We start from the raw sequence: 14291 nt of genomic DNA on the forward strand, positions 1-14291 counted from the left end.
GTTCCCGGCGATGCCGTCAACGCTTTGTCCTGACACTCGTTGAACACGCGGCCGTGAAGCGGTCAGTCAACGCAGTTCGTTAAGGAAATACCATCCATGAAGAAGCACATTTTCGCCGTTACCGTCGCGGGTCTGTTCTCTATCGGCGCATTCGCCCAGGCATCCACGCCGGTCGACGCATCGTCGCAAGCGGGAGCGGCTACGCAGGAAGCCTCGGCGCCGGCTGCGAAGCATCACCACAAGAAGAAGCATCACAAGCACGCGCATCGCCATCGGGCTGCGTCGAATGACGACGCGGCGCCAATCAAGCCGTAAGCATCGGCCGACGATGCGAGGATGCGGGCCGATGCAGGTCGTCGGCCCGTCCTTCATCGATGTTGGAATCGCGAGGCGTGAGGCGAAGATCAGCGGCAAATCGATGCGAGCTGCAATCACGCATCGCTTGCACGCGCGCCGCTTGTTGCCCGTTGGACCACGCGACGAACCACGGATGCCGATGCTTTGCGAGAACCGTCACGCGCGCCACCGAATGAATAGCTGGCCGCAATAGCAACGCACGCCGACACCACACCGCATGCCTGCAGTCGCGGCAAGCGCGGCTAGCCACCCACGCGATTTACCCGGATCTCCCCGATGAAAATCTGTTCGTCCCGCTTTGCCAAATCGGGCTCTTCCATGCTATTCGCGCTGTTGCTGGCCGCGTCGTTGGCGGGTTGCGCGCTGGCCAGACCGGGAGCACAGCCGGCCGCTCCGGTCTATGCCGTTGACGCGCCGGCGCACGTGTCCGCGCCTGCGCCTTTTCCTACGCCCGCATCCATTTCGCAAGTCCCTGCCGGCTTCTACCGCGTCAATCCCGGCGACACGCAGATCGGCGTTTCCAAGGCGTTCGGTCGCGAGGCTTCGGCACTCGCGCAGTGGAACCGCTTGTCGCCCGCTGACGGCCTGCGTGTCGGCCAGGTGCTGCGCGTCGCGCCGCCGCTGGGTGCCGGTGCCTCGCCCGCAGCCAGCGCGCCATCGAACTCACTCGCGCAAGCGCGCGCGCTCTTCGCGGATAGCCCGAGCGAGGCTGCGTCCACAAAGGCACGACTCGCGTGGCCCGTGAGTGGCGCCGTGACCGCGCCGTTCGTGTCGGGCAAGACGAAGGGGATCGTGATGGGCGGGCGCGTCGGCGAACCGGTGCGGGCGGCATCGGGCGGCCGCGTGGTTTATGCGGGAGGCCGGATCGCGGCGTACGGCAAGCTGATCATCATCAAGCACGACGCGCATGTGTTGACCGCATACGGCAACAACCGCTCGTTGCTCGTCAAGGAAGGCACGGACGTCAAGGCAGGCGAGGTGATCGCAGAAATGGGCGCGGACGACAAAGGCCAGGCATCGCTGCGCTTCGAAGTGCGCGCGGACGGCAAACCGGTCGATCCGCTCAAGTACCTCCCGAAACGCCAGTAACGCGGCGCGTTCGCGGCCTCGCCGCTCATCTGACCTTGACCTTGAACTCGAACCCGACGCGGAGCCTGCCGCATGCAGTGCGCCGCGCGACGTGATGCTTATGAATTTCTATCTACATTGCTTTGGCACGGGCCGGCGCGCGTCGACAGTCTTGCTGCTCGGCGCGTTGCTCATGCTTGCCGGATGTGCGCAGCCCGGCGTCGGTCGCGAATCGCTCAGTGGCGGCGCTGCCGCCGCACGCAACGGTCAACGTGCAACAACACCACATGCGGCACGAACCGGCGACATCGACACATCGCGCGCATCGGACACTGCGAGCGAGGAATCGTCACCTGGTCCTTTGGCGAACGACGATGCCGCATCGACCACGCCCGTCTGCGCGTGCGGCAACACTTTCCGGCAAACGGGCATAGCAACGTGGTACGGCAAGCGGTTCCACGGACGCCGCACCGCGAGTGGCGAGCGCTACGACATGCACGCGCTCACCGCGGCGCATCGCACGCTGCCGTTGGGCGCCTGCGTGCGAGTGACGGCGCTCGGCGGCGCGCGCTCGGTGATTGTTCGCATCAACGATCGCGGCCCGTTCGTGCGCGGACGGATCATCGATCTATCGTATGCCGCCGCGCAGGCGCTTGGCGTCGGTTCGGCAGGCAACGCGCAGGTGACGCTGGAACGCATCGCCGCGGCACGCCGCTGCATGGAAACCGGCGCCTGATGTTGATCCTGACTACGAGAGAAGGGAAGCCCGAACATGTGGCCAATTGGTTAAAGGCCGTCGTCGTATTAAGACCACCGCGTCGACTGTAACAAAACCTCTGCGTATGTAAATTATCAGTTGCGGGTGCTTCAATTCATACGATTTTCAGCGCAGATGGCGCAACGTTTCTATGCGACCGCGGTTTACGTCCGACGTAATAACTACCTGGCCGCCGGTTACAAAAGCAGTTCTTTCATCTTGAGGTCAATTTTCTGACCGGCTAATTTGTGTTCACTCGTGCGGCTAGACCCCCGCGAGCGTGTGATGTTTTGAGCGGCGTCGGCCTGCGGATTGAGACGACGCCGCATTTTTTTGTCCGGATAGCGAGCCCGGTGGCTTAACAATCTTTAAGCGCTTGTGTCGCGCCTTTTTGAGCAACGACGCGCGAGATAACGCGCTGAATCAGATACGTGTACTGGCTAAAACAACGCCGGGAAGCGTACGCCGGAAATGGTTGCTCCGTCACCTTTGGTTTGCGGCTTCTCCGCCAATCTGTTCTTTGACGACTCTTGCCATTAGCTGCACGCGTTCTGTTTCAAGCAGAGACTTTGCATCGATGCGTCCAAACAGATCGAGGAGAGGGGCCGCCAGCCCCGTCCATCCGGTCTGGTGGCTGGCGCCAAGGCCCGCGCCGTTGTCACCATGGAAGTACTCGTAGAACAGGATCAGGTCGCGCCAGTGCGGATCGTGCTGAAATTTCGCCGATCCGCCATAGACCGGCCTTTGTCCATGCTCATCTCGCAAGAACGTGCCGGTGAGCCGCCGAACAATCTCCTGGGCCACCTCGAACAGTGTCATCTGTGGCCCGGTACCCGTGGGACATTGAACCTTGAACTCGTCGCCGTAAAAGCTGTACAGATTCACCAGCGCCCGAACGATGAGCATATTGACCGGCATCCAGACCGGACCGCGCCAGTTGGAATTGCCTCCGAACATGCCGGTATTCGATTCGGCAGGCAGGTACTGTACTTTGTATTCCTGCCCACCGACATTGAGAACGAACGGATGCTCCAGGTGATAGCGCGAGAGCGAACGAATGCCGTGCGGCCCAAGAAATTCGTTCTCGTCGAGAAGATACCCAAGCACACGCTCGAGTTTCTTTTTATTGAGGATAGACAACAGACGCCTTTCCTTATAGCCGATGAAACCCGCTTCCGTCGGGGCAATCTGGGCAATCAACTCGGGGTGACGTGTTCGAAACTGAGCCATCAGTTCCATCAGCTTCGGATAGCGAGTGGCGGAATCCGCTTCGAACACCGTCGACGCGCACAGCGGCAACAGTCCTACCATCGACCTCACTTTCAAGCGGGTCGCCTGGCCGTCAGGGAGGCGCAGTAGATCATAGAAAAAGCCGTCTTCCTCGTCCCACATCTCGTCGTGATGTTCGCCGCGGCGGTCCATCGCATAGGCAATCCACATAAAATGCCGGACAAACTTGAAGGCGATCTCTTCGTAGATGGGATCGTACTCGGACAGGATGATGGCCATCTCCAGCATGTTCTGGCAATAAAACGCCATCCACGCCGTGCCGTCCGCCTGCTCCAGCACCCCACCGGTCGGAAGCTGCGCGCTGCGGTCAAAGACACCGATGTTGTCGAGACCTAGAAAGCCGCCGGCGAAGACGTTGCGTCCGCTGGGGTCCTTGCGATTGACCCACCAGTTGAAATTGAGCATCAAACCCTGAAACGATCGCTCGAGGAACCGCGGATCAGCCCGGCCCAGCTGTTTCTCGTATTTGTATAGCCAGAGTGTCGCGGCGGCGTGCACCGGCGGATTCACGTCGCTGAAGTTCCACTCGTAAGCCGGAATCTGCCCGCTCGGATGGAAGTACAGGCTTCGCAGCATCAGCAGCAGTTGCTCCTTGGCGAAATCGAAATCCACCAGCGCCAGCGAGATAGTGTGGAAGGCCAGGTCCCAGGCCGCGTACCAAGGATATTCCCACTTGTCCGGCATGGAGATCACGTCGGCGTTCAACATGTGGAACCAGTCTGTGTTGCGCACATCGCGACGGGCGGCCTCGAGCAAAGGATGGCTCTTGTGCTCACGCAGCCACTTGTCCAGATCGAAGTAGTAATACTGCTTGCTCCATAACATGCCTGCCAGCGCCTGGCGGTGCACTCGGCGTTGATCGTCTGTCAGCGATTTTGGTGCAATCCGTTGGTAAAACTCATCGGCGTCGGCGATCCGGCTCTCGAGTATCCCGTCGAAACCGTCGAAGGGCTCGTTCATTCTGGTTGCCGTCAGCCGTAGGCGGATCGTCCTGCTTTCCCCACCAGCCAACTCGACGATATAGTGAGCGGCGGCCTTCGTTCCCGTCTTTGCTGGACTTACCGCATCGGTCTGCTTCGAGATAATGTAGTTGTGAAAAGCATCCTTGACGTAAGGAGATGCGTTGGGCTCGCCCCACAGATGCTGCGCATTACTCTCGTTCTCGGTAAACAACGACTCCGGATCACCCTCGCAATAGAGCCAGTACTGGCCCAGTTCATGATGGGTTCCGCAAATCGTACCCGCTCCATCTTCATGCAGCGACGGCTTGCGGTCATCGTCTCCCCAGGACCAGGTATTGCGGAACCATAGCGTTGGCAATACTCTTAACGGTACGCGCTCCGGCCCGCGGTTGTGCACCGAAATCCGGACAAGGATGTCGTCAGGATCTGCCTTGGCGTATTCGACGAATACATCGAAATACCGGTCATCGTCGAAGACACCGGTATCGAGCAACTCGTACTCAAACTCTTCCCGTGAACGCTTCCCGTTGGTCTCGACCAGGTCCCGGTAGGGATACTCCCGCTGCGGGTACTTGTAGAGGTACTTCATGTAGGAGTGGGTGGGCGTGCTGTCGAGGTAGAAGTAATACTCCTTGACGTCCTCTCCATGGTTGCCCTCGCCATTCGTGAGGCCGAAGAGGCGCTCCTTCAGAATCGGGTCGCGCTCGTTCCATAGCGCCAGTGCAAAGCACAGCCGTTGCTGGTCGTCGCACAGTCCGCCGAGTCCGTCCTCTCCCCACTTGTAGGCGCGTGAGCGCGCCTCGTCATGAGTGAAGTAATTCCAGGCGTCGCCGTTATCGCTATAGTCCTCTCTGACCGTTCCCCACTGCCTCTCACTTAGATAAGGCCCCCACTTTTTCCACGGGATTTGTGCCTCGCGCGCTTCGTTCAAGCGTACTTGCTCCGTCACATCCACAACTACCGCGGCCATGGCTTTTCCTCCGCTACGGGTGAACGAATCCGGCTCGACATCCCAAGCGGATCGGGGCGTTTCAGGCGAACGTACGGCATGCCGGCCAGCGCGGGTCCCGTTGACCCCGACGATTGCGTTCGAACTCGATCTAATGGCTTGTGGAACGCTGATCGTCGAGGCTTTCCATACTTAACCGGATTGGTGTCGCTTGAATGACAGGGGCCTGCGAACTGAATGACACAGGCGTCTCGCTACCATGAAAAAAACAGTCGCGATGCCGTTCATCCGAATGGTCGTTGAATCCATTTAGATTCCTAAATGATCAACCATGAGGTGGGTACGGACAATAAGACTTTGGTCGCACGGTTTATCGAATATTTCAGTTTCCTTCCATCGAGAAGCGGCAGCATTTCCGAAGTGGGCCAAGGCGATCACAAAAGCAGATCGACCGGGAAGGGCGACGTCTCGCCGCAACGCAGAATCGCAGATTGGCAGGCCGTACGAGCCGTTCCAGCAGGATCCGTTTCCTGGGGCTGTGCGCAACGCTGCGGACTGTGGCAGCCAACTGATCCTTACATTTGGGTCGGGCCAGTATGGGACCAAAGGCTCATTGTCACTGAACAATCCCGTGTCCGATAATGAAGTGTGAGAGGCCCGCGAGGCAAAAAGATCACGCGGTTCGGAATTACGTTTCCATACAGGTGACTGACGCCCGTCGTTCTGGCGGTCGAAGTCATGGTTTTCACCTGGCGGAGCGAATTTGGCCGGTCGGCCTACCGTCGCCCTGCAACCCGTCCAGTTCGAGGTTCCCGTGAAGAAAATCATTGCAACGTTCCTGCTGTGCACCGGCGTGCTTGCCACGACGAGTTGGGCACAGACTGCTAGTGGGCCCGCGGCGAACGCGGCATCAGGCGGCAATACGGATGAGATCGTGAAGATGCATCAGCAGGTTGCCGCAGCCAACAGAGCGTATGACCGGAAAGTCAGCGCAGCGAAAAGAGTCTACAACGAGCAGAAGGCAGCTGCGGCAAAGGTCCGCGACGAAGCCATTGCTGCGGCCCATAGCGGCGTGGATTAATAGACCAGTTCGGTTGCCGCTCAGCGACCCGTCATCTATCCATCGAAGGGGAAAAGTCCACAGCTTCGAAAAATAACACTACCCCGTGCCAGGCATGGGCGATGCAAACGACCGATGTTCGCGCGGTTGTGGGTTGGAGGGAGTAGCCATGAATCGGTGGAGTGAAAGACTGTCGCAAGCGGTCTGCATATGGTTCGTCGCTGTCGTGATGATGGGTTCGAATGGCGTGAGCGCCCAGAATCCACCGCAGCAGCCGACCTTCAAGCCAGAGGAGATCGAGGCGCTGGTTGCACCAATCGCACTCTATCCCGACTCTCTTTTATCTCAGGTACTGATGGCCTCCACCTATCCACTGGAGATCGTGCATGCCGCGCGCTGGGTCAAGTCCAATCCGAACATAAAGGGCGACGCCGCAGTGAAGGCGGTAGAGGGGCAGCCTTGGGATGTCAGCGTGAAATCGCTGGTCGCGTTTCCGCAGGTACTCGAGCCGATGAACGACAAGCTCGACTGGACCCAGAAACTGGGCGACGCCTTCCTCGCGCAGGAAAGCGACGTGCTCGCTGCGGTACAGCGACTGCGCTCGCGCGCTGAGAAATCGGGCAACCTGAAGTCCAATGAGCAACAGAAGGTGATCTCGGAGCCTGCGCCGGCGGGTGGGCAAGCCGCGCAGACCATCGTGCGCATCGAGCCGGCGAACCCGGAGGTGATCTACGTGCCGGCCTACAACCCGACCGTTGTGTACGGCGCATGGAGCTATCCGACCTATCCTCCGTACTACTGGCCACCGTCCCCGGCTTACTATCCCGGCGCCGCACTCGCCACCGGATTTGCCTGGGGCGTCGGCCTTGCCGCCGCGGGAGCAATCTTCGGCAACTGCAACTGGGGTGGTGGAGACGTCAATATCAACGTCAACAAGGCCGCCAATATCGATCGCAACTTTGATCGCACCAAAGTTCAGGGCGGCGGCAAGTGGCAGCATGATGCCAGCCATCGTCAGGGCGTCGCCTACCGTGATAACGCGTCCCGCGAGAAGTTCGCCAATAATGTCTCCGGCGCCGACGCGCGCGGTGACTTCCGTGGCCGCACCGGTGACGCAGGCGACCGGGCCGGCGCCGGCAACCGCGCGGGCGGCGCGAACAATGCCGGCGTAGGCGACCGCGCAGGTGGCGGGAACAACGCCGGCGTGGGCGACCGCGCAGGTGGCGCGAACAACGCCGGCGTGGGCGACCGCGCAGGTGGCGCGAACAACGCTGGCGTAGGCGACCGCGCAGGTGGCGCGAACAACGCCGGCGTAGGCGACCGCGCAGGTGGCGCGAACAACGCCGGCGTGGGCGACCGCGCTGGTGGAGGGCCGACTGGAGGCGTCGGCAATCGTGCTGACGGAGGGAATACTGCCGGTGCCGGCAATCGCGCGGCAGTGTCCGATCGGGCCGGTACCGGAGCCGGGCGCGACAGTGCCTTCCAGGGTGTGGGTGGCGGTGGCGCCTCACAGCGAGACTTCAACCGGGGCCAAGCCAGCGCGCGGTCTTCGGGCTTCAACAGATCGGGCGGCGGGGGCGGGATGCGCTCGGGTGGTGGCGGACGTGGCAGACGCTAGGGAGGCACGAGCATGAAGTCATTACTACGATTTCCTGCGGCTCGGCTCGCCGCGATCGGCGGTTCAGTCGTGGTTGCGCTGGCACTCTGCTTCGGGGCGCCTCCTGCTGCATACGCGCAGACGGACTTCAAGTCGCCGGAAGAGGCGATGACGGCGTTCGGCCACGCTGTTGCCAATAACGACGAGGCAAGTTTAAGGGCTTTGCTGGGCGTCGACTTTCGGGAACTCATCCCGCCGGTCGGCGCCGAGATCCGAAGCCGCTTTCTGAAGGCCTGGGACACGTCGCATGCGATTCAGGCGACGGACAGCGAACGTGCCGACATCCTGGTGGGCAACGATGGCTGGACTCTGCCCATCCCCATCGTGAAATCGGCCAAAGGCTGGCATTTCGACACGCGCGCCGGAGTCGAGGAAATGCGCTTGCGCCGCATTGGCCGAAACGAGCTTGCCGTCATCCAGACAATGCTGGCGGTCTACGATGCGCAGCGCGAATACGCCGAGACGGACCATGACGGCAGTGGCGTGCTCGCCTATGCGAAGAAGCTGTCGAGCTCGCCCGGCAAGCAGGACGGCCTGTACTGGCCAACCGGCCCCGATGACAAGCCAAGCCCGCTTGGGGCCGCCTTCGTGACGGCGGGCGCGCGCACCGGGCAGGCAGGCTATTACGGCTACCACTACAAGCTGCTCACGTCGCAGGGCCCTCACGCCCTTGGCGGGGCGTACGACTACGTTGCCAAGGGCAAGCTCTTTGGCGGCTTCGCCGTCGTTGCCTGGCCTGTTCGCTACGGGGATACCGGCATCAAGAGCTTCATGGTCAGTCACGACGGGCAGGTCTACGAGCGTGATCTTGGCCCCGACAGCGCGAAGAAAGCTGCGGCGATGCAGTCATTCGACCCCGGCCCCGGGTGGGCGCAGGTGGCACATTGATGCGCCTTCTTCTACTCGCGGCTGCCTGCGGCGTGCTCGTCGCGCTATCGGCATGCCCTTACTACGCGGTCCCCGCCGGCACGGTGGTGATGACGCCAGCCAGTTACGATCGCTCGTTTGCCGCCGCGGCAGGCGCCATGCGCGACGAAGGCCTGGCCATTACCGTACAGGATCCGGCGAACGGCACCGTCGTTGGAAATTTCGGCAGCGTCATCGTGACGGCCGGCGTGCGCCAGCAGGCCGATGGGAGCGTACAGGTGCGGTTCGACTCCAGTGACGCACGCGACCCGACTTTGCTTCAGCGCATCTCGCGCAGCTACGACCGTCGTATGGGACGATGAGCGAGGCCAGGGTAGGGCGAAGCCTCGCGCCAAGCACGCGACGTGCGGTCAATCTAACGTGTCGCTTTCTCGATTTGGATGGGTGGTGTTAATCGTGAGCCTGGTCGGTCTGATACCTGGCAACCGCCATGTCCATATTGAAAAACATCCTGTCGTTCCCGAGCGCCTCTCCCAGCGGACAGCGCCGCACCATCGCAAGCACGTCGGGATTGAGACCGACGAGCCAGAGCACGACTCCCTGCTCCTCACGAATTTTCCTTTCCGCATCGGTCAGCATCTTTAATGCCGTGTATTCGAAGTCGAATACAGCAGAGAGATCGAGCACCACCACTTTCGGTTTGGGCTCGGCAATTAGCAGTCTCAGCTTCTCTCCGACGCGCATGGCATTGGCAAAGAAAATGCGTCCCTGCGGCCTCAGCATCAGTAGGCCGGGGAAGGTCTCGTCGGCGGGGTTGTCGGTCGAGCGCGGACGGAAGACGTTCGTGCCGGGCTTCCTGCCCAGTACATAAACCGGCGGGTCCGACATCTGATGAGCGAGCGCGGCCAGCGACACGATGATCGCGACGACAATCCCTTCGAGCGTGCCGACCACGGCCACGCCGACCAGCGCGACCAGCGCCCAGATGAACTCCGTGCGACGTACCTTGAGGATCTCCCGGAATTCTGCCGGCTTGATCAGTCCGATCGAATAGACGATGACTACCGCTGCCAGTGTCGCCTCCGGCATCAACCCGATGAGCGGTGCCAGAACGAGCATTGTGCCGAGCGCGGCTAGCGAGGTGACCAGTCCGGAAAGTTGGGATCGCGCACCCGAGAGCCGGTTCACCGCGGTCTGCGTCGTCCCGCCGCCAGCGGCCATGGCGCCGAAGAAAGCGCCGCCGAGGTTTGCCAGTCCCGTCGACAGCAATTCCCTGTTCGGCTGTGGAGTCGGCTCGCCGCTTTGCGCAAACGCCCGTCCTGCCGCGATGGATTCGGTAAAGCTCATGAGTGCTATGCCCAGCGCAGGGGGCCAAAGCATCGTCACCATCTGCAGATCCGGCGGCGTAAAGGGAGGCAGTCCCGTGGGGACGTGGCCCACCGTCGCCACACCATACGCCGGCAAGGCGAACAGTTTCACGGCGGCAATGCCGGCCGCCACCGCGACCAGGGGTGCGGGCGCACGGGGGAGGAAGCGCTCCATGGCGACCAGCAGGACGATCATGACCGCGCCGACGGCCACTGTGGCCCAGGACGTTTGCGGGATCTCATGAACGATGGCGAGCAGGTTGTGAAACAGCGCGCCTTTCTGAAAATGGATGCCGAGTAGCTTCGGCACCTGGTCCACGACGATGACAATTCCGATGCCGGCCTTGAAGCCAATGAGCACCGGTTCGGAAATAAAATTCGCGATGAAGCCCAGCCGGAGCAGTCTCGCTACGATAAGAATCGCCCCTACCAGGCATGTCAGCGTCGCCGAAGCCGTCAGCAGGCTGGCCGGATCGTTCGCGGACGCCACACCGCCGAGTGCCGCCGCGACCAGGATTGCGATCGTGGTCGTCGTACTCACGCTGAGGACACGCGAAGATCCCAGCAAAGCGTAGATCAACATGGGAACGAAGGCGGTGTATAGCCCGACCTGAACCGGAAGGCCGGCAATGGTCGCATACGCCAGTGCCTTCGGGATCACCACCGCGGCTAGCGTCAGGCCGGCAATGATGTCGGGCCTCAGCCACGCTGCCCTGTAGTCGCCAATCCATTCCGGGAAGGGCAGGCGGACGCTGCCGGCCGACCGCCGTAGTGGAGGTCCATTTCGCTTTTCCCGGCGGGACGACTGTTCCTGTTTCATGGCAACGATGGCCTTCGTCTACAGTGAGCTCCCGAGGTCAGAATCGCTCAGCGATGTACTTGAACGGATAGTGCGGTTCCTCATAGCCGTCCGCTTTTTGCCGCCTGGGAAGCGTCACTTTCCTGCGGGGCATCGCCGTGTAGGGAATCCGGTGAAGCACATCGCTGATGACGTTGAGCCGCGCGCGACGTTTGTCATTCGAATTCGCCACGTACCACGGAGCGATCTCGGTGTCCGAGGCCTCGAACATTGCGTCGCGCGCACGCGAGTAGTCATACCACCGGCTATAGGATTTCAGGTCCATATCCGTGAGCTTCCACACCTTGCGCCCGTCGTGGATGCGTGCTTCAAGACGGCGGGTCTGTTCCTCGGGGCTGACTTCGAGCCAGTATTTGAGCAGGATGACGCCGGATCCGACGATCGCCCGCTCGACGAGCGGCACCGCCTTGAAGAAGCTCTGCGCGTCCTCATCGGAGCAGAAACCCATCACCCGCTCGACTCCCGCGCGGTTGTACCAGCTGCGGTCGAAGATCACGACTTCTCCAGCGGCGGGGAGGTAGGGCAGGTAGCGTTGCACGTACATCTGGCTCTTTTCGCGCTCGCTCGGCGCGGGCAGCGCGACGACGCGAAAAATGCGCGGACTCACACGTTCGGTGATCGCCTTGATGGTGCCGCCCTTGCCCGCGCCATCGCGTCCTTCGAAAACGATGCAGATCTTGCTGCCTGTTTGAATCACCCATTCCTGGAGCCTGACCAGTTCGACATGCAACTGGAACAACGCCTTCCGATACTCCTTGTAGGAGAGCGTTTTGTCTGCCCCGGACGGGTCTTTTTTCGCTTGTGTCTTCGCCATTACCATGTCTCCATGCGCACGTTGACCTGAGTAATTTTCCGAAGATCCCCTACCAATGTAGGCTTCGGCGTGAAGCAACGCCATACAACCTTGGTCCAATATCGTCGCCACATCGAACGCCGTATGCTGCAAGCGTCTGCTCGTAGTCAGCCGATCCGAAGGTCGCCATGTCACCGGCATGGTTCGGTTCGATCGCCGCCATCGCACCAGGCACACGCCGCTCGATGTGGCATTTCCAGCGGCTGTCGGAACACCGGGCGCCGGTGTTGCCGTATTGGAATGTTGGCGGGCTTGTTCACGGATGCGCCACGGTTTCCCATGTGTCGCCGGCTGGCTTGGACAGGCGATCCCATTCAGCTTGAGACCGTGCTGTGCGGTGCTCAACACTCGCTGATCGACCTGCCCGGCGCTCGGGAGGAAATTCGAAAGAGTGCGGCCATTGTCGCGCGGGGTCCCAGCATCGAACATTATTCGCTCAAGCCGGCCTTGCCCTGACCGGTGTCAGGCGCTGCCAGTATCCGTCGAGCAGCACACCGCGTGCACATGCCATGCAGACACGGCAGCCCGATCGAATCCTGAGCACGTGGGAGTAAGTTCTTCTTCGCATCGTCGCGCTATCGTGCCGGTCGTCTAACAACGAGGCCGTTATGGATACACTCAGGGCTCTGCTCGAAACTCAGCCGTTGTTCACGCTGTTCCTGACTATCGGATTGGGTTATGTCGTGGGCGAGTTCAGCATAAAGGGCGTCTCGCTCGGATCGGGCGCGGTCCTCTTCGTGGGACTGGTGATCGGAGGATTCGCACCCAAGTCGTCACCGCCTGCCCTTCTCGGAACCCTTGGTTTGCTGCTATTTCTTTATGGCATCGGCATCCAGTACGGGGCCCAGTTCTTTAAGGGCCTCACCAGCGCCGATGGACTGCGCGCCAATGCGGCAGCCGCTCTGGGAGTCGTTGGCGCGGGATTCGTGTCTTTGGCTCTCGTTCCGATGTTTGGCGTCAAACTCGATGAATCACTCGGGATGTTCGCGGGCTCGGGTACCAGCACAGCGACCTTGCAGGCGATCATCGCAGCGACAAAAAGCGACGGCGCCGCTGTCGGCTATAGCGTAGCCTACCCGTTCGGCGTTGCAGGTCCCATCCTGCTCATTTACATGCTTAGCGCACTGCTAAAAGTGAAGGTCGAGCAGCCGCCGGAAAAGCTCATAGAAACCGCTGAAATTGCGCTGAAAAACGGCGCATTCATCGGTCTCAGGTTTTCCGAGTTGACGGCACGACTGCCGGCCGGTGTGGCAATCGCGGCCGTGCGTCGCGAACACCACAATCTCCTGCCTGGGGACGACCTCGTCCTGCACACGGATGATGTCCTGCTTGCCACTTCTATGGACCCCGCGATGCTCAAGGACGCAGCCGCTCTTGTCGGAGAACTGCAGCCGGGGAGGATGACCAGTCACCGGGAGGATCTCGACTATGCGCGCGTATTTGCGTCGAGCCGGGCCGTGGTGGGGCGATCGCTTCGGGACATCGCCTTCCCTGAAGGCGTGATCTGCTCGATTGCTCATGTACGTAGAGGTGATGCCGACATCTTGCCCAGTTCCGACCTGATCCTCGAGTTCGGCGACCGGGTCGGCCTGCTCGCCAATCGAGCTCAGATGAAGGCGATCCGTAGATTCTTCGGCGACTCTATCAAGGGCACCGCGGAGCTAAGCTTCATCTCCATCGGCGCCGGCGCAGCCGTGGGACTACTCATCGGCATGATCCCGATCCCTATTCCGGGGGTCGGCAAGCTGACCCTGGGGCTGGCTGCGCTGCTGCTGGTTGCGCTCTACCTCGGCAAGATTCGCCGCTCTCCACCATTCGTCTGGACCATGCCTCTCTCGGCCAATCTGGTCCTGCGCAATTTCGGCCTGACGATCTTTCTCGCCCAGGTGGGGATCGCTTCCGGGCCGAAGTTCTTTGCGACAGTCGGCGCGACCGGCATTTCGTTTCTCCTCTGTGGCGTGGCGATTCTTCTCGCACTGGTGCTGATTACAGCGTTCTTCTGCCTGTGGGTTTTCAAGCTGCCGTTTGACGCGACGGTGGGAATCATCAGCGGCGCGACGGGGAATCCGGCCATCCTGGCCTTCGCCAATCGCGTTGCTCCCACAGACAGGCCGGACGTCGGTTACGCAATGATTTTTCCTTCGATGACTATTGTGAAAATCCTGTTCGCGCAGATCGCTGTTGCATTGGTCGGTGGATAGCCGACCAGGCTTTTGGCGAAAAGCCGGACCTCCATGAAACCGGG

At 61.1% G+C, this 14291-nt stretch carries 11 protein-coding genes; 8 read left to right on the forward strand and 3 right to left on the reverse strand.

Annotated elements, in window-relative coordinates; translation table 11 throughout:
* The first annotated feature begins 96 nt into the window (after positions 1–96).
* The 3 genes from P0D96_RS15310 (at position 97) to P0D96_RS15320 (ending at position 2161) form a co-directional block, all read left to right on the forward strand.
* Complete coding sequence (locus P0D96_RS15310; protein ID WP_408314126.1) at positions 97–315, forward strand: hypothetical protein; 219 nt, start codon at positions 97–99, stop codon at positions 313–315.
* 318 nt (positions 316–633) lie between these two features.
* Positions 634–1446 (forward strand): peptidoglycan DD-metalloendopeptidase family protein, encoded by an 813-nt coding sequence (locus P0D96_RS15315; protein ID WP_408314128.1) that lies wholly within the window; start codon positions 634–636, stop codon positions 1444–1446.
* 100 nt (positions 1447–1546) lie between these two features.
* Positions 1547–2161, forward strand: coding sequence for a septal ring lytic transglycosylase RlpA family protein (locus P0D96_RS15320; RefSeq protein ID WP_408314130.1), 615 nt, complete (start codon positions 1547–1549; stop codon positions 2159–2161).
* A gap of 504 nt (positions 2162–2665) precedes the next feature.
* On the opposite strand, the gene P0D96_RS15325 is transcribed toward P0D96_RS15320, so the two are convergent.
* The gene (locus tag P0D96_RS15325; protein WP_408314132.1) at positions 2666–5404 is read right to left on the reverse strand and encodes an MGH1-like glycoside hydrolase domain-containing protein; all 2739 of its coding nucleotides are present in this window, start codon (positions 5402–5404) and stop codon (positions 2666–2668) included.
* Between the two features lie 793 nt (positions 5405–6197).
* Here P0D96_RS15325 and P0D96_RS15330 point away from each other — a divergent pair.
* The 4 genes from P0D96_RS15330 (at position 6198) to P0D96_RS15345 (ending at position 9329) form a co-directional block, all read left to right on the forward strand.
* Positions 6198–6464, forward strand: coding sequence for a hypothetical protein (locus tag P0D96_RS15330; RefSeq protein ID WP_408181890.1), 267 nt, complete (start codon positions 6198–6200; stop codon positions 6462–6464).
* Positions 6465–6612: 148 nt separating this feature from the next.
* Positions 6613–8061, forward strand: a complete 1449-nt coding sequence (locus P0D96_RS15335; RefSeq protein ID WP_408289526.1) for a DUF3300 domain-containing protein — start codon at positions 6613–6615, stop codon at positions 8059–8061.
* A gap of 12 nt (positions 8062–8073) precedes the next feature.
* Complete coding sequence (locus P0D96_RS15340; protein ID WP_408289529.1) at positions 8074–8988, forward strand: DUF2950 domain-containing protein; 915 nt, start codon at positions 8074–8076, stop codon at positions 8986–8988.
* Positions 8988–9329 (forward strand): hypothetical protein, encoded by a 342-nt coding sequence (locus P0D96_RS15345; RefSeq protein ID WP_408181887.1) that lies wholly within the window; start codon positions 8988–8990, stop codon positions 9327–9329. Before P0D96_RS15340 ends, P0D96_RS15345 begins: the two co-directional genes overlap by 1 nt.
* A gap of 88 nt (positions 9330–9417) precedes the next feature.
* On the opposite strand, the gene P0D96_RS15350 is transcribed toward P0D96_RS15345, so the two are convergent.
* On the reverse strand, positions 9418–11154 hold the full coding sequence (locus P0D96_RS15350; RefSeq protein WP_408289533.1) for a SulP family inorganic anion transporter: 1737 nt from the start codon (positions 11152–11154) through the stop codon (positions 9418–9420).
* Between the two features lie 37 nt (positions 11155–11191).
* Positions 11192–12007 (reverse strand): polyphosphate kinase 2, encoded by an 816-nt coding sequence (gene ppk2, locus P0D96_RS15355; protein ID WP_408181884.1) that lies wholly within the window; start codon positions 12005–12007, stop codon positions 11192–11194.
* 647 nt (positions 12008–12654) lie between these two features.
* On the opposite strand from ppk2, the gene P0D96_RS15360 reads away from it, so the two are divergent.
* On the forward strand, positions 12655–14247 hold the full coding sequence (locus P0D96_RS15360; protein WP_408181883.1) for an aspartate:alanine exchanger family transporter: 1593 nt from the start codon (positions 12655–12657) through the stop codon (positions 14245–14247).
* Positions 14248–14291: the final 44 nt, after the last annotated feature.

The organism is Paraburkholderia sp. RL17-347-BIC-D, assembly GCF_046027915.1.
Classification (GTDB): Bacteria; Pseudomonadota; Gammaproteobacteria; order Burkholderiales; family Burkholderiaceae; genus Paraburkholderia.

Coding starts and splice junctions, on each gene's coding strand:
- P0D96_RS15335 (WP_408289526.1), top strand. CDS start 6,613: ATGAATCGGTGGAGTGAAAGACTGTCGCAAGCGGTCTGCATATGGTTC.
- P0D96_RS15350 (WP_408289533.1), bottom strand. CDS start 11,154: ATGAAACAGGAACAGTCGTCCCGCCGGGAAAAGCGAAATGGACCTCCA.
- P0D96_RS15340 (WP_408289529.1), top strand. CDS start 8,074: ATGAAGTCATTACTACGATTTCCTGCGGCTCGGCTCGCCGCGATCGGC.
- P0D96_RS15360 (WP_408181883.1), top strand. CDS start 12,655: ATGGATACACTCAGGGCTCTGCTCGAAACTCAGCCGTTGTTCACGCTG.
- ppk2 (WP_408181884.1), bottom strand. CDS start 12,007: ATGGCGAAGACACAAGCGAAAAAAGACCCGTCCGGGGCAGACAAAACG.
- P0D96_RS15310 (WP_408314126.1), top strand. CDS start 97: ATGAAGAAGCACATTTTCGCCGTTACCGTCGCGGGTCTGTTCTCTATC.
- P0D96_RS15315 (WP_408314128.1), top strand. CDS start 634: ATGAAAATCTGTTCGTCCCGCTTTGCCAAATCGGGCTCTTCCATGCTA.
- P0D96_RS15320 (WP_408314130.1), top strand. CDS start 1,547: ATGAATTTCTATCTACATTGCTTTGGCACGGGCCGGCGCGCGTCGACA.
- P0D96_RS15345 (WP_408181887.1), top strand. CDS start 8,988: ATGCGCCTTCTTCTACTCGCGGCTGCCTGCGGCGTGCTCGTCGCGCTA.
- P0D96_RS15325 (WP_408314132.1), bottom strand. CDS start 5,404: ATGGCCGCGGTAGTTGTGGATGTGACGGAGCAAGTACGCTTGAACGAA.